The sequence below is a fragment of the Streptomyces sp. I05A-00742 genome, assembly GCF_013055795.1.
Lineage (GTDB): Bacteria > Actinomycetota > Actinomycetes > Streptomycetales > Streptomycetaceae > Streptomyces.
In genome coordinates, this window is record NZ_JABETO010000036.1 from 36,659 (window position 1) to 58,572 (window position 21,914).

The 21,914-nt window shown below is 73.3% G+C and carries 17 protein-coding genes; 15 read left to right on the plus strand and 2 right to left on the minus strand.

The features are described 5' to 3' along the window. Positions 1-27: 27 nt before the first annotated feature. The 6 genes from HN013_RS26130 (at position 28) to HN013_RS26155 (ending at position 5,636) form a co-directional block, all read left to right on the plus strand. The gene (locus tag HN013_RS26130) at positions 28-462 is read left to right on the plus strand and encodes a DUF4190 domain-containing protein (protein WP_171170370.1); all 435 of its coding nucleotides are present in this window, start codon (positions 28-30) and stop codon (positions 460-462) included. Between the two features lie 274 nt (positions 463-736). Further along, on the plus strand, positions 737-1,921 hold the full coding sequence (locus HN013_RS26135; RefSeq protein WP_171170372.1) for an ABC transporter ATP-binding protein: 1,185 nt from the start codon (positions 737-739) through the stop codon (positions 1,919-1,921). Beyond that, complete coding sequence (locus HN013_RS26140) at positions 1,918-2,835, plus strand: ABC transporter permease (RefSeq protein WP_171170374.1); 918 nt, start codon at positions 1,918-1,920, stop codon at positions 2,833-2,835. The genes HN013_RS26135 and HN013_RS26140 overlap by 4 nt, the downstream gene beginning before the upstream one ends. Continuing rightward, positions 2,835-3,659, plus strand: coding sequence for an ABC transporter permease (locus HN013_RS26145; RefSeq protein ID WP_171170376.1), 825 nt, complete (start codon positions 2,835-2,837; stop codon positions 3,657-3,659). Before HN013_RS26140 ends, HN013_RS26145 begins: the two co-directional genes overlap by 1 nt. 4 nt (positions 3,660-3,663) lie before the next feature. Then, positions 3,664-5,076, plus strand: coding sequence for an FAD-binding oxidoreductase (locus HN013_RS26150; RefSeq protein ID WP_249375408.1), 1,413 nt, complete (start codon positions 3,664-3,666; stop codon positions 5,074-5,076). Between the two features lie 98 nt (positions 5,077-5,174). Next, the gene (locus HN013_RS26155) at positions 5,175-5,636 is read left to right on the plus strand and encodes a hypothetical protein (protein WP_171170378.1); all 462 of its coding nucleotides are present in this window, start codon (positions 5,175-5,177) and stop codon (positions 5,634-5,636) included. Here HN013_RS26155 and HN013_RS26160 read toward each other — a convergent pair. Further along, complete coding sequence (locus HN013_RS26160; RefSeq protein WP_171170381.1) at positions 5,563-6,444, minus strand: phosphatase PAP2 family protein; 882 nt, start codon at positions 6,442-6,444, stop codon at positions 5,563-5,565. The two genes, HN013_RS26155 and HN013_RS26160, sit on opposite strands and share 74 nt — an antisense overlap. A gap of 112 nt (positions 6,445-6,556) precedes the next feature. Beyond that, complete coding sequence (gene gabT, locus HN013_RS26165) at positions 6,557-7,909, minus strand: 4-aminobutyrate--2-oxoglutarate transaminase (protein ID WP_171170383.1); 1,353 nt, start codon at positions 7,907-7,909, stop codon at positions 6,557-6,559. A 290-nt stretch (positions 7,910-8,199) separates the two neighbouring features. On the opposite strand from gabT, the gene HN013_RS26170 reads away from it, so the two are divergent. From HN013_RS26170 to HN013_RS26210, 9 genes are all read left to right on the plus strand, one after another. Further along, on the plus strand, positions 8,200-10,650 hold the full coding sequence (locus HN013_RS26170) for an ATP/GTP-binding protein (protein WP_171170385.1): 2,451 nt from the start codon (positions 8,200-8,202) through the stop codon (positions 10,648-10,650). A gap of 124 nt (positions 10,651-10,774) precedes the next feature. Further along, positions 10,775-12,328 (plus strand): PucR family transcriptional regulator, encoded by a 1,554-nt coding sequence (locus HN013_RS26175; protein WP_171170387.1) that lies wholly within the window; start codon positions 10,775-10,777, stop codon positions 12,326-12,328. 344 nt (positions 12,329-12,672) lie between these two features. Then, complete coding sequence (locus HN013_RS26180; RefSeq protein WP_171170389.1) at positions 12,673-14,127, plus strand: aldehyde dehydrogenase family protein; 1,455 nt, start codon at positions 12,673-12,675, stop codon at positions 14,125-14,127. Positions 14,128-14,392: 265 nt separating this feature from the next. Beyond that, on the plus strand, positions 14,393-15,649 hold the full coding sequence (locus HN013_RS26185) for a sensor histidine kinase (RefSeq protein ID WP_312018717.1): 1,257 nt from the start codon (positions 14,393-14,395) through the stop codon (positions 15,647-15,649). 21 nt (positions 15,650-15,670) lie between these two features. Next, a complete protein-coding gene (locus tag HN013_RS26190; RefSeq protein WP_171170393.1) occupies positions 15,671-16,369 on the plus strand; it encodes a response regulator transcription factor in 699 nt (232 codons plus the stop codon). A gap of 143 nt (positions 16,370-16,512) precedes the next feature. Further along, positions 16,513-18,447, plus strand: coding sequence for an acyl-CoA dehydrogenase family protein (locus tag HN013_RS26195; protein WP_171170395.1), 1,935 nt, complete (start codon positions 16,513-16,515; stop codon positions 18,445-18,447). Positions 18,448-18,559: 112 nt separating this feature from the next. Then, positions 18,560-19,840, plus strand: a complete 1,281-nt coding sequence (dxr, locus tag HN013_RS26200; RefSeq protein ID WP_171170397.1) for a 1-deoxy-D-xylulose-5-phosphate reductoisomerase — start codon at positions 18,560-18,562, stop codon at positions 19,838-19,840. Next, positions 19,837-21,138 carry an RIP metalloprotease gene (locus HN013_RS26205; RefSeq protein ID WP_171170399.1) on the plus strand — a complete coding sequence of 434 codons (1,302 nt, stop codon included), beginning with the start codon at positions 19,837-19,839 and terminating at the stop codon, positions 21,136-21,138. Before dxr ends, HN013_RS26205 begins: the two co-directional genes overlap by 4 nt. A 177-nt stretch (positions 21,139-21,315) precedes the next feature. Next, positions 21,316-21,914: flavodoxin-dependent (E)-4-hydroxy-3-methylbut-2-enyl-diphosphate synthase (locus tag HN013_RS26210; RefSeq protein WP_171170401.1), on the plus strand; the 599-nt coding region annotated here is incomplete at its 3' end.

A 21,914-nucleotide genomic window follows, 5' to 3' on the forward strand; every position in this document is an offset into this window, starting at 1 on the left:
GCGTATCGACAACGAGGGGAACTACCTTTGTCCGGTTATGGTCAGAACTCTTACGGGCAGCCGCAGCAGCCGCAGCAGCCGCCCCAGCAGCCGGGCTACGGCTACCCGGGTCCCGGGAGCCAGCCGCAGGGCGGCTACCCGGTGGCGCCGCCGGTCCAGCCGTACGGCGCGGGCCCTTATGCGCCCCCCATGCAGATGAGCAACGGCATGGGGACCGCGGGCCTGGTCACCGGCATCATCGGTGCCGTGTGCAGCCTCATCGTCGTCTTCTGGCTCTTCGGGCTGATCCTCGGGATCCTCGGCATCGTCTTCGGTGCCGTCGGTCGGTCGAAGGTTTCGAAGGGGCTGGCGAACAACCGCGGTTCCGCGACGGCCGGCATCGTGCTGGGCGTCGTCGCCCTGGCGCTGCCCTTCCTGTGGTTCGCGCTCTTCGCGAGCGCCGTCAGCTCCGCCGCCTGGTAAGCGGACGCCGGGTCGCGCCGACCCGGTGGGCCATTGGCCTGAAGAACACTGATTCCGTCGTGGAGTGAAAACTCCGCGACGGAATCTCTTGTTGTGGGCAGGTTCCTCTGTCAGGATCGGCGATCACATCCGGTAGGAGCGACACCCGTCCACGGCCCGCGCGGGCAGCGGAGGAGTGAGCGATGCGGTACCCCCACGGCCCGTACACGGACGCCTCGCGTCCGTATGTCACTGTTATGTGCTCTACGCCCCCACATCCGATGGATCCACTCCCATGACTGCACCCGCCCCGAGCGGCACCGGCAGCAGCGGCACCGACGTCCGCCTGGCCGGGATCAGCAAGCGCTACGGCGCCTTCACCGCCGTGCACCCGCTGGACCTCTCCGTCCCCGCGGGCTCGTTCTTCGCCCTGCTCGGGGCCTCCGGCTGCGGCAAGACCACCACCCTGCGCATGATCGCCGGGCTGGAGGCCCCCACCGGCGGCAGCGTCGTCCTCGACGGCAGGGACGTGACGGCCCTCCCGCCGTACAAGCGGCCGGTCAACACCGTCTTCCAGAGCTACGCGCTCTTCCCGCACCTGGACATCCACGAGAACGTCGCCTTCGGCCTGCGCCGACGGGGCGTCAAGTCCGTCCGGAAGCAGGTCGGCGAGATGCTCGACCTCGTCCAGCTCGGCGACCTGGCCCGGCGCCGGCCGCACGAGCTCTCCGGCGGCCAGCAGCAGCGCGTGGCCGTGGCCCGCGCCCTCATCAACCACCCCCAGGTCCTGCTGCTCGACGAGCCGCTGGGCGCCCTGGACCTGAAGCTCCGCCGGCAGATGCAGCTGGAGCTCAAGCGGATCCAGACCGAGGTCGGCATCACCTTCGTGCACGTCACCCACGACCAGGAAGAGGCCATGACGATGGCCGACACCGTCGCCGTCATGAACGCCGGCCGGGTCGAACAGCTCGGCGCCCCCGCCGACCTCTACGAGACCCCGCGCACCACCTTCGTCGCCAACTTCCTGGGCACCTCCAACCTCATCACCGCGGACGTCCTCGACGCCTCCGGGGACGGCCTCGTGCTGCGCGCCGCCGACACCAAGCTCGCGCTGCCCGCCTCCCGCTGCCCGGTCCCCGCCCGCACCGGGGACAAGCTCCTGCTCGGCATACGCCCGGAGAAGATCGCCCTCACCCACGCCGACGACGCCGCGACCGTCCCCGACGGCCGCAACCGCGTGCGCGGCCGCATCACCGCCTCCAGCTTCATCGGCGTCTCCACCCAGTACCTCGTCGACTCCCCGGTCGCCACGGGCACTTCGGGCCTGTCCGTCTACGCCCAGAACGTGGACCGCGACCCCCGGCTGGTCCCCGGCGCCGAGGTGCTCCTGCACTGGAACCCGGGCCACGGCTTCGGCCTGGACGCCGCGCAGCGCATCGAGGCGGGCACCGACGTCGACCTGGGGGAGGGGCCCTCATGACGACGGCCGTCCCCGACACCGCGCCCGGCACCGCCCCCGCCCCCGCCGTCCGCCGCCGCGGACTCGTCCCCTACTGGCTGCTGCTCCCCGGCATCCTCTGGCTGCTGCTCTTCTTCGTGGCGCCCCTCGTCTACCAGGCGTCGACCTCCGTCCAGACCGGCTCGCTGGAGGACGGCTTCCGGGTCACCTGGCACGTCGCCACCTACTGGGACGCCCTGACCACCTACTGGCCCCAGTTCCTCCGCTCGGTCGGCTACGCCGCCGCGGCCACCGCGCTCTGCCTGCTCTTCGGCTACCCGCTCGCGTACCTCATCGCGTTCCGCGCCGGACGCTGGCGCACCCTGCTGATGGTGCTGGTCATTGCACCGTTCTTCACCAGCTTCCTGATCCGCACGCTGGCCTGGAAGACGATCCTCTCCGACGGCGGACCCGTGGTCTCCGCGCTCGGCTCGCTGCACGTCCTCGGCCTGACCGACGCGCTCGGCGTCACCGAGGGGCACCGGCTGCTCGCCACCCCGCTCGCCGTCGTCTGCGGCCTCACCTACAACTTCCTGCCCTTTATGATCCTGCCGCTGTACACCTCCCTGGAACGCATCGACGGCAGGCTCCACGAAGCCGCCGGCGACCTCTACGCCGGCCCCCTCACCACCTTCCGCCGGGTGACGTTCCCGCTGTCCATGCCCGGCGTCGTCGCCGGCACGCTGCTCACCTTCATCCCGGCGACCGGTGACTACATCAACGCCGAACTCCTCGGCTCCCCGGACCAGAAGATGATCGGCAACGTCGTCCAGTCCCAGTTCCTGCGCGTGCTCGACTACCCCACCGCGGCCGCGCTGTCCTTCCTGCTCATGGCGGTGATCCTCGCCATGGTCACCGTCTACCTGCGCAAGGCAGGAACGGAGGACGTCGTCTGATGCGCGCCCTCGCCCGCCCCCTCCGGCTGCTCCGCCGCCACCTGGTGGTGATCGCCGGCCTGGGCACCCTCGCGTACCTGCTGCTGCCCAACGTCATCGTGACGGTCTTCTCGTTCAACAAGCCCGCCGGCCGCTTCAACTACGAGTGGCGGCGGTTCTCCACGGACGCCTGGACGCACCCCTGCGACGTCGCCGGACTGTGCGGCTCCCTCTCCCTCAGCCTCTGGATCGCGCTCTGGGCCACCCTGGGCGCCACCGTGCTCGGCACCCTGGCCGCGTTCGCCCTGGCCCGGCACCGCTTCCGCGGCCGGGCGGGGGTGAACAGCCTGCTCTTCCTGCCGATGGCGATGCCCGAGGTCGTCATGGCCGCCTCGATGGCCACGCTCTTCCTCAACACGGGCGTCGGCTTCGGCTTCTGGACGATCCTCGTCGCCCACATCACGTTCTGCCTGAGCTTCGTCGTCACCGCGGTCAAGGCGCGGGTGACGAGCATGGACCCGCGCCTGGAACAGGCCGCGCAGGACCTCTACGCCACCCCGCTCCAGACGTTCCTGCGCGTCACGCTGCCCATCGCGGCACCCGGCATCGCGGCGGGCGCGCTGCTGTCCTTCGCGCTCTCCTTCGACGACTTCGTCATCACGAACTTCAACGCCGGCTCCACCGTGACCTTCCCCATGTTCGTCTGGGGAGCCGCGCAGCGAGGAACCCCCGTCCAGATCAATGTCGTCGGCACGGCGATGTTCGCCGTCGCCGTGCTGTGCGTCCTGGCCGGACAGCTGGCCGGACGCCGGAAGAACAGACGAAGAAGCAGCCGAAGGAGCTGAGACCATGGCCGCTCGTGCCATGAACCCTGCCAAATCACTGTCCGACACCGCTCTGCGCCCCTACTGGCTCGACGACCCCGGCCGGCCCGGCCCCCGCCCCGCCCTCGTCGGCGACGAACACTGCGACCTGCTCGTCGTCGGCGGCGGCTACTCGGGGCTCTGGACCGCCCTCCTCGCCAAGGAACGCGACCCCGCCCGCGACGTCGTCCTCATCGAGGCCGAGGAGACCGGCTGGGCCGCCTCCGGCCGCAACGGCGGCTTCTGCGCCGCCTCCCTCACCCACGGCGTCGCCAACGGCCTCGCCCGCTGGCCCGGCGAGCTCTCCCGGCTCGAAGAGCTCGGGCAGCGCAACCTCGACGGCATCGAGGCCGCCGTCACCCGGTACGGCGTCGACTGCGACTTCGAGCGCACCGGCGAGATCGACATCGCCACCGCCCCGCACCAGGTGGCCGAACTCCGCGAGGCCGCCGACGAGATGGCCGCCCTCGGCCTCACCGGCCACGAATACCTCGACCGCGACGCCCTCCGAGCCGAGATCGACTCCCCGACCTTCCTCGCCGGCCTCTGGAACCGCACCGGCGTCGCCATGCTCCACCCCGCGAAGCTCGCCTGGGGCCTCAAGCGCGCGTGCCTGGAGCTCGGCGTACGGATCCATGAGCACACCCCCGGCAGCGCCCTGTCCTCGCGCGGCGCCGGGGTCGCCGTCCGCACCCCCTACGGGCGGGTCTTCGCCCGGCAGGCCGCCCTCGGCACCAACGTCTTCCCCTCCTTGGTCAAACGCCTGCGCCCGTACATCGCCCCGGTCTACGACTACGTGCTCGTCACGGAACCGCTGACGGAGGACCAGCTCGCGGCCATCGGCTGGAAGCGGCGGCAGGGGCTGAGCGACTACGCCAACCACTTCCACTACTTCCGGCTCACCGCCGACCGGCGGATCCTGTGGGGCGGTTACGACATCGTCTACCACTACGGGGGCGAGGTCCGGGCCGAGTACGACCACCACCCGGCCACCTACCGGCGGCTCGCCGAGCACTTCTTCCGCTGCTTCCCGCAGCTGGAGGGCGTCCGCTTCTCGCACGCCTGGGGCGGCGCCATCGACACCTGCTCCCGCTTCTCGGCCTTCTTCGGCACCGCGCACGGCGGCCGGGTCGCCTACGCCCTCGGCTACACCGGACTCGGCGTCGGGGCCACCCGGTTCGGCGCCGACGTCATGCTCGACCTGCTGGCGGGGGAGCGGACGGAGCGCACGGAGCTGGAGATGGTCCGGAGCAGACCGCTGCCGTTCCCGCCCGAGCCGGTGCGGTCGGTGGGGATCGGCATCACCCAGTGGTCGATGACCCGGGCCGACGAGAACGGCGGGCGGCGCAACCTCTGGCTGAAGGCCATGGACAAGGTCGGCCTCGGCTTCGACAGCTGAACACGGCCGGGGGAATTCCGCCGGACCCGTGTAAGGGCCGGCCGCCCGCCGCCTCCCACCCGTGTACGCACCCACGCGACACGGACGGAGGCAGGCGCATGAGCGGCGGCGCGGGGACCAGGAGCGCGGTGGAGTGGCTGGCATCGGCCGCGCCCGATCCCGGGAGCTGCCGGTGGGAGTGGGAGCGCAATCCCTTCGGGATCGCCCTGCTGCCCGCCGGACGGCTCTGGGACGTCCTCATCCTTCCCGGCGGCCTCGGCCGCCCCACGGCGGACGTCCTGTCCCGGCGCGCGGTCCGGCCCGGCCCCGTCCTGGCCGACGGACGGGCGGGCCGGATCGGCTTCCTCGTCCCGCCGGGCACCGCGTCCCGGTGGCTGGCGACGGGCGTACGCGGCGCGGGGCGCGGCACCTGGATCGTGGTGCCGCACCCCGTCCGCAACGCCTCACTCGTCCGCTGGCTGGTGCCGCCCGACGGGTCGGGCGTGCTCACCGACCCGGTGGTGCTTGAGCTCTCGATGCACGAGGCCGCCGCCCGCCTCGCGCACGGGTACCGCGGGTGAGCGCGCCCAGCGCCCGGCCCAGGCACCACAACACCGCCGCGGCCAGGCACCAGGAGCCCAGGACGTCCAGTGGCCAGTGGTAACCGCACCGGACGAGCCCCACGCCCACCGCCGCGTTGAGCAGTACGCAGCCGGCGAGGGCGCGGCGGGAGCGGGTGAGCAGCAACAGGGCGGCCCCGTAGGCCACGGCCGCGGTGGCCGCGTGGCCCGAGGGGAAGAAGCCGTCGTGCGGCCCGGCGCCCATGGCGGGCGGGCCCGGCCGGTCGATCAGGGCCTTGAGCGGGACGACCAGCGTGGGCACCGCCGCCATCGCGAGGGCGGCGGCCAGGGCGTGCGACCAGGGCCGGCCCCGGCGGAGGACGGCCCAGAGAGCCGCTGCGACCAGCAGCGGGACGGCGACGGAGGCGTTGCCGAGGTCGGCGAGGAACCCGGCGGCGGCCCGGGGGAAGCCGGAACCGGCGGCGGCGCGGCCCACCCGCTCGTCGAGGGCGCGCAGCGGGCCGTGCCCGGCGACCTGCCAGGTGATCAGGGCGAACAGCACGGCGGACAGCGCCGGGAGGAGGGCGCTCCGCGCGGGGGAGGCCGACGGCCCGGGAACCGGGGGGATGGTTCCTGGGCCGCCGGGCCGGTCGGCGTGCCGCTCGTCCCGGGGGGTGTGGGGCGGGCGGCCGTCCGATCGGTGAGGAGTCCCGGGGCCCATCTCCATAGCGGCCCCGGTGCTGTGCGCGGTGGCACGGCCGCACCGGTGCTGGGGACGCACCGGCGGGGCGACGTCCGCAGTCCCCTGCGGACGGGGTGTCTCACTCATCTGCAGAAACCGTACGGCAGGGCGGGCGGCGGACGGTAGCCGTGTCACCCGTCCACCACCCGCCCCGCACAGGTTCTTCACGGGCGCACGCGCGGCCGCCCGTGCGCGCCGGTCAGAGCCGGGCGAACGCCGCCTCGATGATGTCGAGGCCCTCGTTGAGCAGGTCCTCGCCGATGACCAGCGGCGGCAGGAAGCGCAGCACGTTGCCGTAGGTGCCGCAGGTCAGCACCAGCAGGCCCTCCGCGTGGCACGCCTTGGCGAGCGCGCCGGCCGCCTCGGGGGCGGGCGCCTTGGTCTCCGGGTCCTTGACCAGCTCGATCGCGATCATCGCGCCGCGGCCGCGGATGTCCCCGATGACCGGGAACTTCTCCTGCATGGCGGTGAGGCGGCCCTTCATGACCTCCTCGATGCGCTTGGCCTTCGCGTTGAGGTCCAGCTCGCGCATGGTCTCGATCGCGCCCAGCGCCGCGGCGCACGCCACCGGGTTGCCGCCGTAGGTGCCGCCGAGACCGCCCGCGTGCGCCGAGTCCATGATCTCCGCGCGGCCGGTGACCGCGGCCAGCGGCATACCGCCGGCGATGCCCTTGGCGGTGGTGATCAGGTCCGGGACGACGCCCTCGTCCTCACAGGCGAACCACTGGCCGGTACGGCAGAAGCCGGACTGGATCTCGTCCGCCACGAACACGATGCCGTTGTCCTTGGCGAACTCGGCGATGCGCGGCAGGAAGCCCTTGGCCGGCTCGATGAAGCCGCCCTCGCCGAGCACCGGCTCGATGATGATCGCGGCCACGTTCTCCGCGCCGACCTGCTTGGTGATCTGGTCGATGGCCTGCGCCGCAGCCTCGGGGCCGCAGTTCTCCGCGCCGGTCGGCCAGCGGTAGCCGTAGGCCACCGGCACCCGGTAGACCTCGGGGGCGAACGGGCCGAAGCCGTGCTTGTACGGCATGTTCTTGGCCGTGAGGGCCATCGTCAGGTTGGTGCGGCCGTGGTAGCCGTGGTCGAAGACGACGACCGCCTGGCGCTTGGTGTACGAGCGGGCGATCTTCACCGCGTTCTCGACGGCCTCGGCGCCCGAGTTGAACAGCGCCGACTTCTTGGCGTGGTCGCCCGGGGTCAGCTCGGCGAGCTGCTCGCAGACCTCCACGTAGCCCTCGTACGGCGTGACCATGAAACAGGTGTGGGTGAAGTTCGCCAGCTGCGCCGACGCCCGGCGGACCACGGCCTCGGCGCTGGCCCCCACCGAGGTCACGGCGATGCCCGAACCGAAGTCGATCAGCGAGTTGCCGTCCACGTCCTCGATCACGCCGCCGCCCGCGCGGGTGGTGAACACCGGCAGCACCGAACCGACGCCCCCGGCGACGGTCGCCGTGCGGCGCGCCTGGAGCTCCAGCGACTTGGGGCCGGGGATGGCGGTGACGACGCGGCGCTCCTGGGGGAGGGCCGAGCCTCCGGTCAGTTCGGTCATGAGGGGCTCCCGGGGGAAGAACGCGGACTTTTGACCGCAGGCTAGAGGCGGCCCCCGGGCCCTGGCATGTTCCGTTCGGGAGAAGTACGCGCGTCGCGTTGTCCGGATGGGACATGGCGGCCCGCCGGTGACGGCGGCGGCGGGACGGACCCGGCGTGCGCGGAGACGCTGAACTCCCCGCCCGGGGCCGCTAGATTGGCCACGCGACGTCGGCGGGCCGCCCGCGGGCCGCACGGCGCGGCAGCCAGCAGCGACAGCAGCACGACGGCCGGTGGGGGCAAGGGGCAGCGATGGCATCCGAGGACATGTACGGGGCATCTCCCCTCCGCGGCGGACGGCTGTCGCGCCCCGACGACCCCTCGGTGCCGCTCCGGCCCCCCGCGCCCGGCCCGGCGGTGGTACCGGACCACCCGTTCCTCACCTGGCTGCGCACCCCGCGGCCGCCCGCCCAGCCCGGCGTCTGGCGCTTCGGCCACCGCCCGAAACCGCCGGAGGAACCGGGCCGCACGCCCGGCCGGCAGCTCGTCAGCGGCGCGGTGATCTCCCTGCTGTGCGGCTGGCTGGTGTGGTCGCTGCTGTGGCACGGCTACTTCGGCCCGTACTGGAAGTGGCCGCTGAAGGCGCTGGTGCCGGGCGACTGGGACGAGCTGTCCACCGAGTGGATGCTCTCCTCCTACGTCTACTACGCCCTCTGGTTCTGCGGGCTCGCGGTTCTCTTCGCCCGGATCGGCCGCGTCCCCGAGCTCTGGCGCCGGTACGGCGGCCCCGCCTGGACGGGCCTCAAACGGCGGACGGGCGTACGGCTGCCCCCGTACGTGATCCCCGAGCGGCCGGACCGCATCCCCCGGCCGCAGCTGCTGCGCCGGGCCGCCCTCGCGCTGGGCGGCGCCGTCGTGGCGTGGGAGCTCTGCTACGACGTCTTCCCCGAGGTCTGGCTGTGGCCGCTGATGCGGGTGATGCCGGTCGCCTGGATGCAGCCGCCGATGTTCTTCTACGCCAGCTACGCCTACTACACGCTGTTCATCGCCCTCTTCCTGGCCGTGGCGGCCCGCGTCGGCTGCTGGCGCGAGCTCTGGCACCGGTACGCGGCGCCCGACCGCGCCCCCCGGGGGCCCGACAGCCCCGCGAGCCCCGCCGTCCCCAGGGGTTCCGCGGCCCCCGAGGAGGACCCGGCCGACTGGCCCCGGCTGCGCGCCGCGGGCGCCCTCGACGCCGCCGAACGGCTCGCGGCGGAGGCCCGCCGGGGCCTGATGAACGACGTGGACCGGGCCAGGATCGAACGCGCCTGGGAGGCCGTCCGCGCCCGGCCCGAGTGGCTGACCGCCTTCACCGACGCGGTGCTCCGGTACGGCGCCGCCGCCTGCGCCCACCCCTCCGGCGCCCGTGACCTGCCCGTCCGGGCCGCCCGCCACGACCTCGTCACCTGCCAGGTCCGCATCGGCACCGCCTCCGACGACCGGCGCAACCCCTACGACCACCGTGGCGTCGGCTGGGCCCTGGACCCCGGTCTGCTCGGCACCTCCCTGCTCGCCGTCGGCCCCCCGGGCTGCGGCAAGACCGCCGGGCTGGTCCGGCCGGTGCTGGAGTCGCTCTGCCTCCAGGCCCTCGCCGGGCACGCCGCCGTCGTCGCGGTGGGGGCGGCGGGCACCGCCCTCGCCCCCGACGAGGCGTTCGATGTGGTCATCCGGATCGGCCGGCCCGACTCCGAGTACGACCTGGACCTGTACGGCGGCACCGAGGACCCCGACGAGGCCGCGGCGATACTCGCCGAGGGGCTGGTCGGCGACCTCGCGGCCGCCCTGCCGGGCGGGGACAGCCGCCGCGCTGCCACCGCCCTCGCCCAGATCCTCGGCCCCTACCGCGGCGCGCACGGCCGCTTCCCCTCCGTCCAGGAGCTCCGGGAGCTGCTCGACGGCGCGCCCGCCGCCGTCGACGCCCTGCGCGACCGGCTCACGGCCGGCGGCCAGGGCGCGCTGGCCCGGGAACTGGACGCCCGGGAGCGGCAGGCGCGGCGGCCCGGCGACCCGGCGCCGATGCTCGCCGACCGTATCGCTCTCCTCGACCGCCCGGCCTTCGCGGGCTTCTTCGACACCAGCGACCCCCGGCGCACCTTCTCCCTCCGCGCCCTCGAACACCCCCTGCGGGTACGGATCGACCTCCCCGAGCGCGGCCACGCCGAGGCGTCCCGGATGCTGGCCCGGCTGATCCTCGCCCAGTTCACCGAGTCCGCCGCCGGACGCGCCGACCGCTCGCTGTTCGCCTGCCTCGTGCTCGACGACGCCACCCACACGGTGACGCCCGAGTCCCTGCGCGGCCTCCAGCGGCTGCGCTCGGCGCACGCCGGCGCGGTGTTCACCCTCCGCACGCTGGACGACGTGCCCGAGGCGCTGCGCAGCGCGCTGCTGGGCACCGTCGGCTGCCGGATGGCGTTCTCCGGCGTGACCACCTGGGACGGCGCGCGGTTCGCCGAGGTGTGGGGCAAGGAATGGGTCGAGACCAGGGACGTCACGGACCGCCAGATCATCGCCCACGAGCCGCTCACCCGCGCCCTCCACGTCCTGCGCCGGGTCGTCACCGGGCGCGCGGTCACCGCCCAGTCCGTCACCGTCCGGACGGTGGAGCGCGAGCGCTGGTCCGCCTCCGAGCTGGCGCACGCCGTCCCGCCGGGGCACGCGGTCCTCTCGGTGACCTCGGTGCGCGGGGCGACCACGCCGCCGGTGCTGGTGGATCTGGGCGGCTGACCGGCGGGCCCGGGGGCGTTCCGGCGCGCGGCCGTTTGCTCCGCTGAGGCAGAATCGGAGACAGCAGTTCATACGGGACGGCCCTGTCGCCGTGCCGTCCCGCACCGCCTCACCCGAAGGTGTCATGCCGCCCACGCTCGCCTCGCTCGTCCACCACTCCGCCCTCAAGCTGACCGTGCTCGCGGGGCGCGAGCGGCTGGACACCCCCGTCCGGTGGGCCCACGTCAGCGAGCTCGCGGATCCCGTGCCGTGGATGGAGGGCGGCGAACTGCTGCTGATCACGGCCATGAAGATCGACGCGGCGGATCCGGAGACGGTGCGCCCGTACGTCCGGCGGCTGGTCCGGGCGGGCGTCGTCGGCCTCGGGTTCGCCGTCGGCGTCAACTACGAGCAGGTGCCGCCCGCCCTGGTCGAGGCCGCGGAGGAGGCGGGGCTGCCGCTGCTGGAGGTGCCCCGGCGCACCCCGTTCATCGCCATCAGCAAGGCCGTCTCGGCGGCCATCGCCGCCGACCAGTACCGGGCCGTCACCGCGGGCTTCGAGGCCCAGCGGGAGCTGACCCGGGCCGCCCTCGGCCCGGCGGGCCCGGCCGGGCTGCTCGCCCGGCTCGCCGCCTACCTCGACGGCTGGGCCGCCCTCTACGACGCCTCGGGCGCGGTCGTCGCGTCCGCCCCCGACTGGGCCGCGCGCCGCGCCGCCCGCTTCGGCCCGGACGTCGAGCGGCTGCGCGAACGGCCCGCCCCCGCCAGCGCCGTCGTCGCACCGGAGGAGGGCGACGACCGCGTCGAGCTCCAGTCCCTCGGGACCGGCCGACGGGTCCGCGGCGTCCTCGCCGTCGGCACCGGAGCGCCCCTCGGCACCCCCGAGCGGTACGCCGTGCATTCCGCCGTCGCCCTCCTCACCCTCGCCACCGAGCGCTCCCGCGCCCTCCAGGCCGCCGAGCAGCGGCTCGGTGTGGCGGTGCTGCGGATGCTGCTGTCCGGGGAGGCGGAGCACGCGCGGGCCGTCGCGGGCGCGTTTCACGGCTCCCTGCTCGACGGCCCGTTCCGGGTGCTGGTCGCGGAGACGGCGCCGGTGGACGCCGAGGGCGTCGGTGACCCGCTCGCCGCGCTCGCCGACGTCGCGGAGACGGCCGCGAGCCGGGCGGCGCAGCCTGTGCTCGCCGTGGCGGACGGCGAACGGCTCGTCGTCCTCGCGCCCGACGGCGGCGCCGCGGTCGGCGCCTGCACCGAGGCCGCGTGCGCGGACGGCGCCGGCCTGGTCCTCGGGCTCTCCGCCCCCACCCTCCCCGAGGCCACCGCCGCCGCCTTCCGCCAGGCCGAACAGGCCCTCTCCGTCGCCCGCCGCCGCGGCCGCCCCCTCGTCGAGCACGAGGACGTCGCCGCCGGCTCCGTCCTTCCGCTCCTCGCCGACGAGGCGGTGCGCGCCTTCGCGGACGGTCTGCTCCGGGCGCTCCGCGCCCATGACGCGACCGGGCGCGGTGATCTGGTCGCCTCGCTGCGGGCGTGGCTGTCGCGGCACGGTCAGTGGGATGCGGCGGCTGCTGATCTGGGGGTGCATCGGCATACGTTGCGGTATCGGATGCGGCGGGTGGAGGAGATTCTGGGGCGGTCGCTGGATGATCCGGATGTGCGGATGGAGTTGTGGCTGGCGTTGAAGGCGTCGCCTTCGGGGGAGTGAGCCCCGGTCCCGCCCTTTCACCGTTTCCCGGGGCTCTGCCCCGGACCCCGGCATCGCGGCTTCGCCGCGAGGTCCTCAAACGCCGGACGGGCTGGTTGTCGCGCCCGGGCGCACGATTCAGCCCGTCCGGCGTTTGAGGACGCCGCGCGCAGCGTGGCTCGGGGGTGCGGGGGCTTGCCCCCGCAAGAAACGGTGAAAGGGCGGGACCGGGGCACCCCCCCACCGCGCCAAACCGGCGCGCTCCCCACCGCGCACCGCTCCAACAAGGACAAACGACGCCCACCCCATGGCCCCCTACCGTGGGGACGCCAAACAATCACCCCCACTTCGGAAGGGCCGGGCCCGTGACTGATGCCCCCGCTCCGCACGCCTTCTGGCTGGCCGGCCGCCAGGCCACCGGCGAGGAGACCTTCGACGTCACGAACTCATGGGACGGCCGGCTCGTCGGCACCGTGAGCGTGCCCACCGAGGCACAGACGGAGGAGGCCGTAGCCGCCGCCCACGCCGTCCGCGAGGAGTTCGCGGCGACCCCCGCCCACGTCCGCACGGCAGCCCTCGACCACATCGCCAAGCGCCTGGGCGAGCGCACCGAGGAGATCGCCCAGCTGATCTCCGCCGAGAACGGCAAGCCCATCAAGTGGGCCCGGGGCGAGGTCGGCCGCGCCGTCTCGGTCTTCCGCTGGGCGGCGGAGGAGGCGCGCCGCTTCAACGCGGGTGACGCGCAGCGCCTGGACACGGACCCGGGCTCCACCGGCCGCCTGGCGCTCACCCGCCGCTTCCCGCGCGGCGTCGTGCTGGGCATCGCGCCGTTCAACTTCCCGCTGAACCTGGCCGCGCACAAGGTCGCGCCCGCCATCGCGGTGGGTGCGCCGATCATCCTCAAGCCGGCCCCGGCGACCCCGCTGTCCTCGCTGGTCCTGGGTGAGCTGCTGGCCGAGACGGACCTGCCGGCCGGCTCGTGGAGCGTCCTGACGGTCCCCAACGACCGTATGCCGGCCCTCGTGCAGGACGAGCGGCTGCCGGTCATCTCGTTCACCGGCTCCGGCCCGGTCGGCTGGTCGATCCTCGACTCGGCGCCGCGCAAGCACGTCACGCTGGAGCTCGGAGGCAACGGCGCGGCCGTCGTCCTGGGCGACTGGTCGTCCGAGGAGGACCTGGACCGGGCGGCGCAGCGCATCGCGACGTTCTCCAACTACCAGGGCGGCCAGTCCTGCATCTCGGTGCAGCGCGTCATCGCCGACGCGTCGCTGTACGAGCGGCTGGTCCCGAAGGTCGTCGCGGCCGTCGAGGCGCAGGTGACGGGCGACCCGTCGGACGCGGCGACCGACGTCGGCCCGCTGGTCAGCGAGGACGCCGCCAAGCGCGTCGAGTCCTGGGTGGACGAAGCGGTCGCGGCGGGCGCCAAGCTGCTCGCCGGCGGCAAGCGTGAGGGCGCGACCTACGCCCCCACCGTGCTCGCGGAGGTCCCCGCCGGTGTGACCATCGCCTGTGAGGAGGTCTTCGGCCCGGTCCTCACCCTGACGAAGGTGGACGGTGAGGAGGCCGCCTTCGCGGCCGTCAACGACTCGCCCTACGGCCTCCAGGCGGGCGTGTTCACGCACGACCTCCAGACGGCCTTCCGCGCGCACCGCGCCCTGGAGACCGGTGGCGTCGTGATCGGCGACGTCCCGTCGTACCGGGCCGACCAGATGCCGTACGGCGGCGCCAAGCAGTCCGGTGTGGGCCGGGAGGGCGTGCGCTACGCGATGGACGACTACACGTACGAGCGGGTGCTGGTCCTGACGGGCCTCGCCCTGTAACACGTCAGCGCGCTCCGGGCGGGACGGCCCGGAGCGCGCTGTTCCCCCGTGCTGCCGGCACGTTCCCCCGTTTTTCCCCCGTGTGCTCCGGGGTGCCGACGGGAACGACTCTAGGGAACAGGCGCGCGGGCCCCCATCCCCCGGCCGGTTGAACCCGGGTCAACCCCTGCGGTATCCCGGCACTCCGTCTCCACCCACCGCGGCAGTCGGCACCGCTCGCGCCCGGCCGATGCCGTGCCGCGCGGGGCACGGGTACGCTGCGGCGGTGCGGACGGCAGGAGCGGCAGGGGCGCGGTCACGCGCGTGGTTACGGACGCTGGAACGGCGGTCCGCGGGATGGCCGTTATGGGTACGGGACGCGCCGCTGGCGCTGTGCTGCACCGCCGCCACGATGGTCTACGTCAGTACGCCGTCGCCCGCGAACGACCTCTGGAACCGGCCCGACGCCCTGGCCTACGCGCTGATCTGCGTCATCAACCTGAGCCTGGCCGCCCGCCGGCTGGCACCCGTCCTCACGTTCACCCTGACCAGCACCTTGTGGATGGTGTTCGTCGTCGCCGGCTACTGGCCGATCGTCAACAGCCTCTGCCCGATGGTGACCCTGTACGCGGTCGCGGTGAGCCGCCCTGTGCCGGTGGCCCTGGTCTGCGGCGTCTGCTGCGCCGGGTGCGCGGTGCTCTCCTCGGTGCTCGGCCACACCGACGACCTGGTCACCACGGTCGCCCAGGCCGCGGTGATGCTCGGCATCATCCTGAAGTTCGGCGGCAACGCCCGCCAACTCGCCGAGCGCAACGCCGACCTGTCCGACCTGGCGGCCCAACTCCGCCGGGAACGCGAGGAGAACGCCCGTCGCGCCGTCGCCGAGGAGCGGGTCCGCATCGCCCGGGAACTGCACGACGTGGTCGCCCACCACATGTCCGTGGTGTCGGTTCAGTCCGGACTCGCCCGCTATGTCTTCGCCACCGATCCGGCCACCGCCCGTGACGCCCTGGGCACGATATCGGCCAGCAGCGGGGAGGCGCTGGAGGAGATGCGCCGGCTACTGGCCGTGCTGCGGGTCGGCCCGGAGGGCGGGGAGGAGACCGGGCACGAGGAGGGCGACTGCCCGTACCACCCGATGCCCGGCCTGGACCGGCTGGAGGCGACGGTGGAACGGATGCGGGCGGTCGGCGTCCGCGTGGACCTGGAGGTCACGGGGGAGCGGCGGCCCCTCCCGGCCGGTCCCGACCTGTGCGCGTACCGCGTGGTCCAGGAGGCGCTGACCAACATCATCAAGCACGCCGGCACCGCCCGTGCGCTGGTCCGCGTCGCCTTCCGGCCGCACGAACTGGAGCTGAGCGTCACCGACGACGGCCGGCCGGTGGGCCGGCGGCGGGGGAACGTTCCGGCCAACTCCGCGCCGTCCGGCGGGCACGGATTGATCGGCATGCGCGAGCGCGCCAGGATCTACGGGGGAAGACTCGCGGCCGGCCCGCGGACGGACGGCGGCTTCGAGGTCCGGCTCACGCTTCCCCTCCAGTGACCGGCGGGGGCGGAACCGATCATGACCGGCGAGCAGGACGGCGGCGCGGGGATACGGGTCCTCGTCGTGGACGACCAGGCGCTCATCCGGGCCGGCGTCGCGGCCCTGCTGCGCGCGGCCCCCGGCATGACCGTGGCGGCCGAGGCCGCCGACGGGCAGGAGGCCGTCGACCTGGCCGTCGCCCACCGCCCGGACGTCGTCCTGATGGACATCCGCATGCCCGGCCTGAGCGGCATCGCCGCCACCGAGCGCATCCTCGGCGCCGGCCTCGTCCCCGCGCCCAGGATCCTCGTCCTCACCACCTTCGACCTCGACGAGTACGTCTACGCCGCGCTGCGCGCCGGAGCCGCCGGCTTCCTGCTCAAGGACGCCGGGCCGCAGCGGCTGCTGGCCGCCGTCACCGCCGTGGCGGGCGGGGACACCCTCTTCTCGCCCAGCGTCACCCGCCGCCTCGTCGAGGCGTTCACCCGGCCGCGGGCCGAGCCCGGGCCGCCGCGGGACGGGGTGCTCGACGTGCTCACCGGCCGGGAACGGGAGGTGCTGCGCCACACCGGGCGCGGCCTGTCCAACGCGGAGATCGCCGGCGAGCTGGTCATCAGCGAGGCCACCGTCAAGACCCACCTCAACCGTGCCATGGCCAAACTCGGCCTGTGCAGCCGCGCCCAGGCCGTGGTCGTCGCCTACGAGAGCGGCCTGGTGACGCCCGGCGCGCGGCACTGAGGCACGCCCCTCCGCGGGGCGCCATGAGGCCGGAACCTTGCGCGCGGTCTGGTAGACACCCTGCGAATCGGGTACATACGGACCGGTAGCACCGGTCGGTACCGACCGGGACAACCGCCACGACTCAAGCGGCGAGGTGCCCTATGTCCGCACCATCCGTACGGCCGGTCTCCGAGCGAGAAGCCCGCCGGGTCGCCGAGGCGGCCCGCGAGCAGGGCTGGCAGAAGCCCAGCTTCGCCAAGGAACTCTTCCTCGGCAGGTTTCGGCTCGACCTGATCCACCCCTACCCGACCCCCGCGCCGGAGGACGTGCGGCGCGGCGAGGAATTCCTCGCCCGGCTGCGCGCCTTCTGCGAGACCCGGATCGACAGCGCCCGCATCGAGCGCGAGGCCCGCATCCCGGACGAGACGGTCGCCGGGCTCAAGGAGCTCGGCGCCTTCGGGATGAAGATCGACATCAAGTACGGCGGCCTCGGCCTCACCCAGGTGTACTACAACAAGGCCCTGATGCTGGTCGGCTCCGTCAGCCCGGTCGTCGGCGCGCTGCTCTCCGCCCACCAGTCCATCGGCGTCCCGCAGCCGCTCAAGCTCTTCGGCACCCAGGAGCAGCGGGACGTCTTCCTGCCGCGCTGCGCCCGCACCGACATCTCGGCGTTCCTCCTCACCGAGCCGGACGTCGGGTCCGACCCGGCCCGTCTGGCCACCTCCGCCGTGCCCGACGGGGACGACTACGTCCTCGACGGCGTCAAGCTGTGGACCACCAACGGCGTCGTCGCCGACCTGCTGGTCGTCATGGCCCGGGTGCCCAGGAGCGAGGGCCACAAGGGCGGGATCACCGCGTTCGTCGTGGAGGCGGCGGCGGAGGGGATCACCGTCGAGAACCGCAACGCCTTCATGGGCCTGCGCGGCATCGAGAACGGCGTCACCCGCTTCCACCAGGTCCGGGTGCCCGCCGCGAACCGCATCGGCCCCGAGGGCGCCGGTCTGAAGATCGCGCTGACCACGCTCAACACCGGCCGGCTGTCCATCCCCGCGATGTGCGTCTCCGCCGGCAAGTGGTGCCTGAAGATCGCCCGCGAGTGGTCCGCGGCCCGGGAGCAGTGGGGCAAGTCCATCGCCCGCCACGAGGCCGTCGGTTCGAAGATCTCCTTCATCGCCGCCACCACCTTCGCGCTGGAGGCGATCGTCGACATCTCCGGCCAGATGGCCGACGAGGACCGCAACGACATCCGTATCGAGGCGGCGCTGGCCAAGCTCTACGGCAGCGAGATGGCCTGGCTGATGACGGACGAGCTGGTCCAGATCCGCGGCGGCCGCGGCTACGAGAGCGCCGCGTCCCTCGCGGCCCGCGGCGAGCGCGCCGTCCCGGCCGAGCAGATGCTCCGCGACATGCGCATCAACCGGATCTTCGAGGGCTCCACCGAGATCATGCACCTGCTGATCGCCCGGGAGGCCGTGGACGCCCACCTGTCCGTCGCCGGCGACCTCATCGACCCGGAGAAGTCCCTGGGCGACAAGGCCAGGGCGGGCGCCAGGGCCGGCGGCTTCTACGCCCGCTGGCTGCCGAAACTGGTCGCCGGGCCGGGCCAGCTGCCGACCAGCTACGCCGAGTTCCACCCGGCGGGCCACCGCGACCTCTCCGGCCACCTGCGCTACGCCGAACGCGCCTCGCGCCGGCTCGCGCGCTCCACCTTCTACGCCATGTCCCGCTGGCAGGGCCGGCTGGAGACCAAGCAGGGGTTCCTCGGCCGCGTGGTGGACATCGGCGCCGAGCTCTTCGCGATGAGCGCGGCCTGCGTCCGGGCCGAGCGGCTGCGCGCCGAGGGGGCGCACGGCCGGGAGGCGTACGGGCTCGCGGACGCCTTCTGCCGGCAGGCGCGGATCCGGGTGGACGAGCTCTTCGACCGGCTGTGGACCAACACCGACACCCTTGACCGGTCGGTCGTGAACGCGGTGATGTCCGGGGCGTACGAATGGCTGGAGGACGGGATCATCGACCCGAGCGGCGAGGGACCGTGGATCGCGGACGCGACCCCCGGGCCGTCCAAGGAGGAGAACGTCCACCGGCCGATCGGCTGACCGGTTCCGCGCGGGTTCCCGGGGCCTCCGGGGCGCGACGGGAGGGCGGGGCCGGGGCGGCACCTCCCGGGCCCCCGCCCGGCGGACCCGCCCCTGCCCCCACAATGGGGGGATGACCGACTCCCTCGCTGACCCGCATCTGCGCTACTCCGCCCCCACGCAACGGAGCGGTGGCCCGCGCGAGATCGTGATCCTCGGTTCGACCGGCTCGATCGGCACCCAGGCCATCGACCTCGTGCTGCGCAACCCCGACCGGTTCCGGGTGACGGCGCTGTCCGCCGCCGGCGGCCGCGTCGGGCTGCTCGCCGAGCAGGCGCACCGGCTGGATGTGCGCGCGGTCGCCGTGGCGCAGGAGGACAAGGCCCCGGCCCTGCGGGCGGCGCTGGCCGAGCGGTACGGCGCCCGGCCGCTCCCCGAGGTCCTGGCGGGCCCGGACGCGGCCACGGAGCTGGCCCGCGGCGAGTGCCACACGGTCCTCAACGGCATCACCGGCTCCATCGGCCTGGCCCCCACTCTGGCCGCCCTGGAGGCCGGCCGGACGCTGGCGCTGGCCAACAAGGAGTCGCTGATCGTGGGCGGGCCGCTGGTCAAGGCTGTCGCCGAGCCGGGCCAGATCATTCCCGTGGACTCCGAGCACGCCGCCCTCTTCCAGGCGCTGCTCGGCGGCGCCCGCGGCGAGGTCCGCAAGCTGGTCGTGACCGCCTCCGGCGGCCCGTTCCGCGGCCGCACCAAGGCGGAGCTGGCCGCGGTCACCCCCGCGGACGCCCTCGCGCACCCCACCTGGTCGATGGGCCCGGTGATCACCGTCAACTCCGCGACCCTGGTCAACAAGGGTCTGGAGGTGATCGAGGCGCACCTGCTCTACGACATCCCGTTCGACCGCATCGAGGTCGTCGTCCACCCGCAGTCCTACGTGCACTCCATGGTGGAGTTCACCGACGGCTCCACCCTGGCCCAGGCCACCCCGCCGGACATGCGCGGCCCCATCGCCATCGGCCTCGGCTGGCCCGAGCGGGTGCCCGACGCGGCCCCGGCGTTCGACTGGTCGAAGGCGTCCACCTGGGAGTTCTTCCCGCTCGACGAGGAGGCGTTCCCGTCCGTCGCCCTCGCCCGGCACGTCGGCACGCTCGGCGGCACCGCCCCGGCCGTCTTCAACGCCGCCAACGAGGAGTGCGTCGACGCGTTCCTCGCCGGCGACCTGCCGTTCAATGGCATCGTGGACACCGTCGCCGAGGTCGTGGCGGAGCACGGGACCCCCGGCCGGGGAACCCGCCTCACGGTCCCGGACGTCCTGCAGGCGGAGACCTGGGCCCGGGCCCGGGCCCGTGAACTGGTGGCACGTACGGCATCCGCGGTCCGTACGGCCGGAGCGACCTCGGAGGCCCGCGCGTGACGATTCTGATGACGGTCCTCGGGATAGTCGTGTTCGTGGTGGGCCTGCTCTTCTCCATCGCGTGGCACGAACTGGGCCACCTCTCGACCGCCAAGATGTTCGGCATCCGGGTCCCGCAGTACATGGTCGGCTTCGGTCCGACGCTGTTCTCGCGGAAGAGGGGCGACACGGAGTACGGCATCAAGGCCGTCCCGCTCGGCGGCTACATCCGCATGATCGGCATGTTCCCGCCCGGCGAGGACGGCAAGATCGCCGCCCGGTCCACGTCCCCCTGGCGCGGCATGATCGAGGACGCCAGGTCGGCGGCGTTCGAGGAGCTCAAGCCCGGTGACGAGAGCCGGCTCTTCTACACGCGCAAGCCGTGGAAGCGCGTGATCGTCATGTTCGCCGGGCCCTTTATGAACCTCGTGCTCGCGGTGGTGCTGTTCCTCGGGGTGCTGATGACCTTCGGCATCCGCACGGAGACGACGCAGGTGAGCTCCGTCCAGGACTGCGTCGTCAAGGCGTCCGCCGCGACCGACACCTGCCCCAAGGACGCCCCGAAGTCCCCGGCCCACGCGGCGGGCCTCCGGCCCAAGGACAAGATCGTCGCCTTCAACGGCGACCCGACGCCCGACTGGAAGACGATCCAGAAGGACATCCGGAAGACCACGGGCCCGGCGACGATCACCGTCGAGCGCGACGGCCGGCGCATCGACCTGCACGCCGACCTGATCAAGAACCAGGTCCAGAAGTACGACGGCGACGGCAACCCGGTCCGCGGCGAGTACGTCACGGCCGGATTCCTCGGCTTCGCCCCCGCCAGCGGCATCGTCCAGCAGTCCTTCGGCCAGTCGGTCGACCGGATGGGCGACATGGTGCAGTCCGGCGTCGAGTCCCTGGTCGGCCTGCCCGGCAAGATCCCCGACCTGTGGAACGCGGCCTTCGACGGCGGCGAGCGCAAGGCCGACTCCCCGATGGGCGTCGTCGGCGCGGCCCGGGTCGGCGGCGAGGTGTTCACCCTGGACATCCCGCCGTCCCAGCAGATCGCGCTGATGCTGACCCTGGTGGCCGGATTCAACCTCTCGCTGTTCCTCTTCAACATGCTGCCGCTGCTCCCCCTGGACGGCGGGCACATCGCCGGCGCCCTGTGGGAGTCGGTGCGACGGATGTTCGCGAAGGTCTTCCGCCGCCCCGACCCGGGCCCCTTCGACGTGGCCAAGCTGATGCCCGTCGCCTACGTCGTGGCGGGGATCTTCATCTGCTTCACCCTGCTCGTCCTCGTCGCCGATGTGGTGAATCCCGTGCGCCTCACGTGAGGGAAGCGGGGGACTGCCCCGGGGATGCGGTGGCCGGGCGCGGCATGTGCCCGGCCATCGCGCGTTTGCGCGATGTTCGGGGCGGGATGTGCTTCCGGGGAGGCGCTTGCCGTAATCTCGGAGACCGGAGCCCGCCGATCTCGGGACCATGATTCAGACCTTGGGGTTGCTCGCCAGATGACCGCGATTTCGCTGGGAATGCCGTCCGTTCCGACCAAGCTCGCCGACCGCAGGGTCAGCCGCAAGATCCAGGTCGGGTCCGTGGCCGTGGGTGGGGACGCGCCGGTGTCGGTGCAGTCGATGACGACGACGCGGACGTCGGACATCGGTGCGACGCTCCAGCAGATCGCCGAGCTGACGGCCTCGGGCTGTCAGATCGTGCGGGTGGCGTGTCCGACGCAGGACGACGCGGACGCGCTGAAGGTGATCGCGGCGAAGTCGCAGATCCCGGTGATCGCGGACATTCACTTCCAGCCGAAGTATGTGTTCGCGGCGATCGACGCGGGCTGTGCGGCGGTGCGGGTGAATCCGGGGAACATCAAGCAGTTCGACGACAAGGTCAGGGAGATCGCGAAGGCGGCCGGTGACGCGGGCACCCCGATCCGTATCGGGGTGAACGCGGGGTCGCTGGACCGGCGGCTGCTGCAGAAGTACGGCAAGGCCACTCCCGAGGCGCTGGTGGAGTCGGCTTTGTGGGAGGCGTCGCTGTTCGAGGAGCACGGCTTCCGGGACATCAAGATCTCGGTCAAGCACAACGACCCGGTCGTGATGGTCAA

Bases quoted from the DNA above. Each gene is read 5' to 3' on its own strand.
- HN013_RS26155 (WP_171170378.1), top strand. From the start codon at position 5,175: ATGAGCGGCGGCGCGGGGACCAGGAGCGCGGTGGAGTGGCTGGCATCG.
- HN013_RS26160 (WP_171170381.1), bottom strand. From the start codon at position 6,444: ATGAGTGAGACACCCCGTCCGCAGGGGACTGCGGACGTCGCCCCGCCG.
- HN013_RS26195 (WP_171170395.1), top strand. From the start codon at position 16,513: ATGTCCGCACCATCCGTACGGCCGGTCTCCGAGCGAGAAGCCCGCCGG.
- gabT (WP_171170383.1), bottom strand. From the start codon at position 7,909: ATGACCGAACTGACCGGAGGCTCGGCCCTCCCCCAGGAGCGCCGCGTC.
- HN013_RS26190 (WP_171170393.1), top strand. From the start codon at position 15,671: ATGACCGGCGAGCAGGACGGCGGCGCGGGGATACGGGTCCTCGTCGTG.
- HN013_RS26140 (WP_171170374.1), top strand. From the start codon at position 1,918: ATGACGACGGCCGTCCCCGACACCGCGCCCGGCACCGCCCCCGCCCCC.
- HN013_RS26135 (WP_171170372.1), top strand. From the start codon at position 737: ATGACTGCACCCGCCCCGAGCGGCACCGGCAGCAGCGGCACCGACGTC.
- HN013_RS26170 (WP_171170385.1), top strand. From the start codon at position 8,200: ATGGCATCCGAGGACATGTACGGGGCATCTCCCCTCCGCGGCGGACGG.
- dxr (WP_171170397.1), top strand. From the start codon at position 18,560: ATGACCGACTCCCTCGCTGACCCGCATCTGCGCTACTCCGCCCCCACG.
- HN013_RS26175 (WP_171170387.1), top strand. From the start codon at position 10,775: ATGCCGCCCACGCTCGCCTCGCTCGTCCACCACTCCGCCCTCAAGCTG.
- HN013_RS26150 (WP_249375408.1), top strand. From the start codon at position 3,664: ATGGCCGCTCGTGCCATGAACCCTGCCAAATCACTGTCCGACACCGCT.
- HN013_RS26145 (WP_171170376.1), top strand. From the start codon at position 2,835: ATGCGCGCCCTCGCCCGCCCCCTCCGGCTGCTCCGCCGCCACCTGGTG.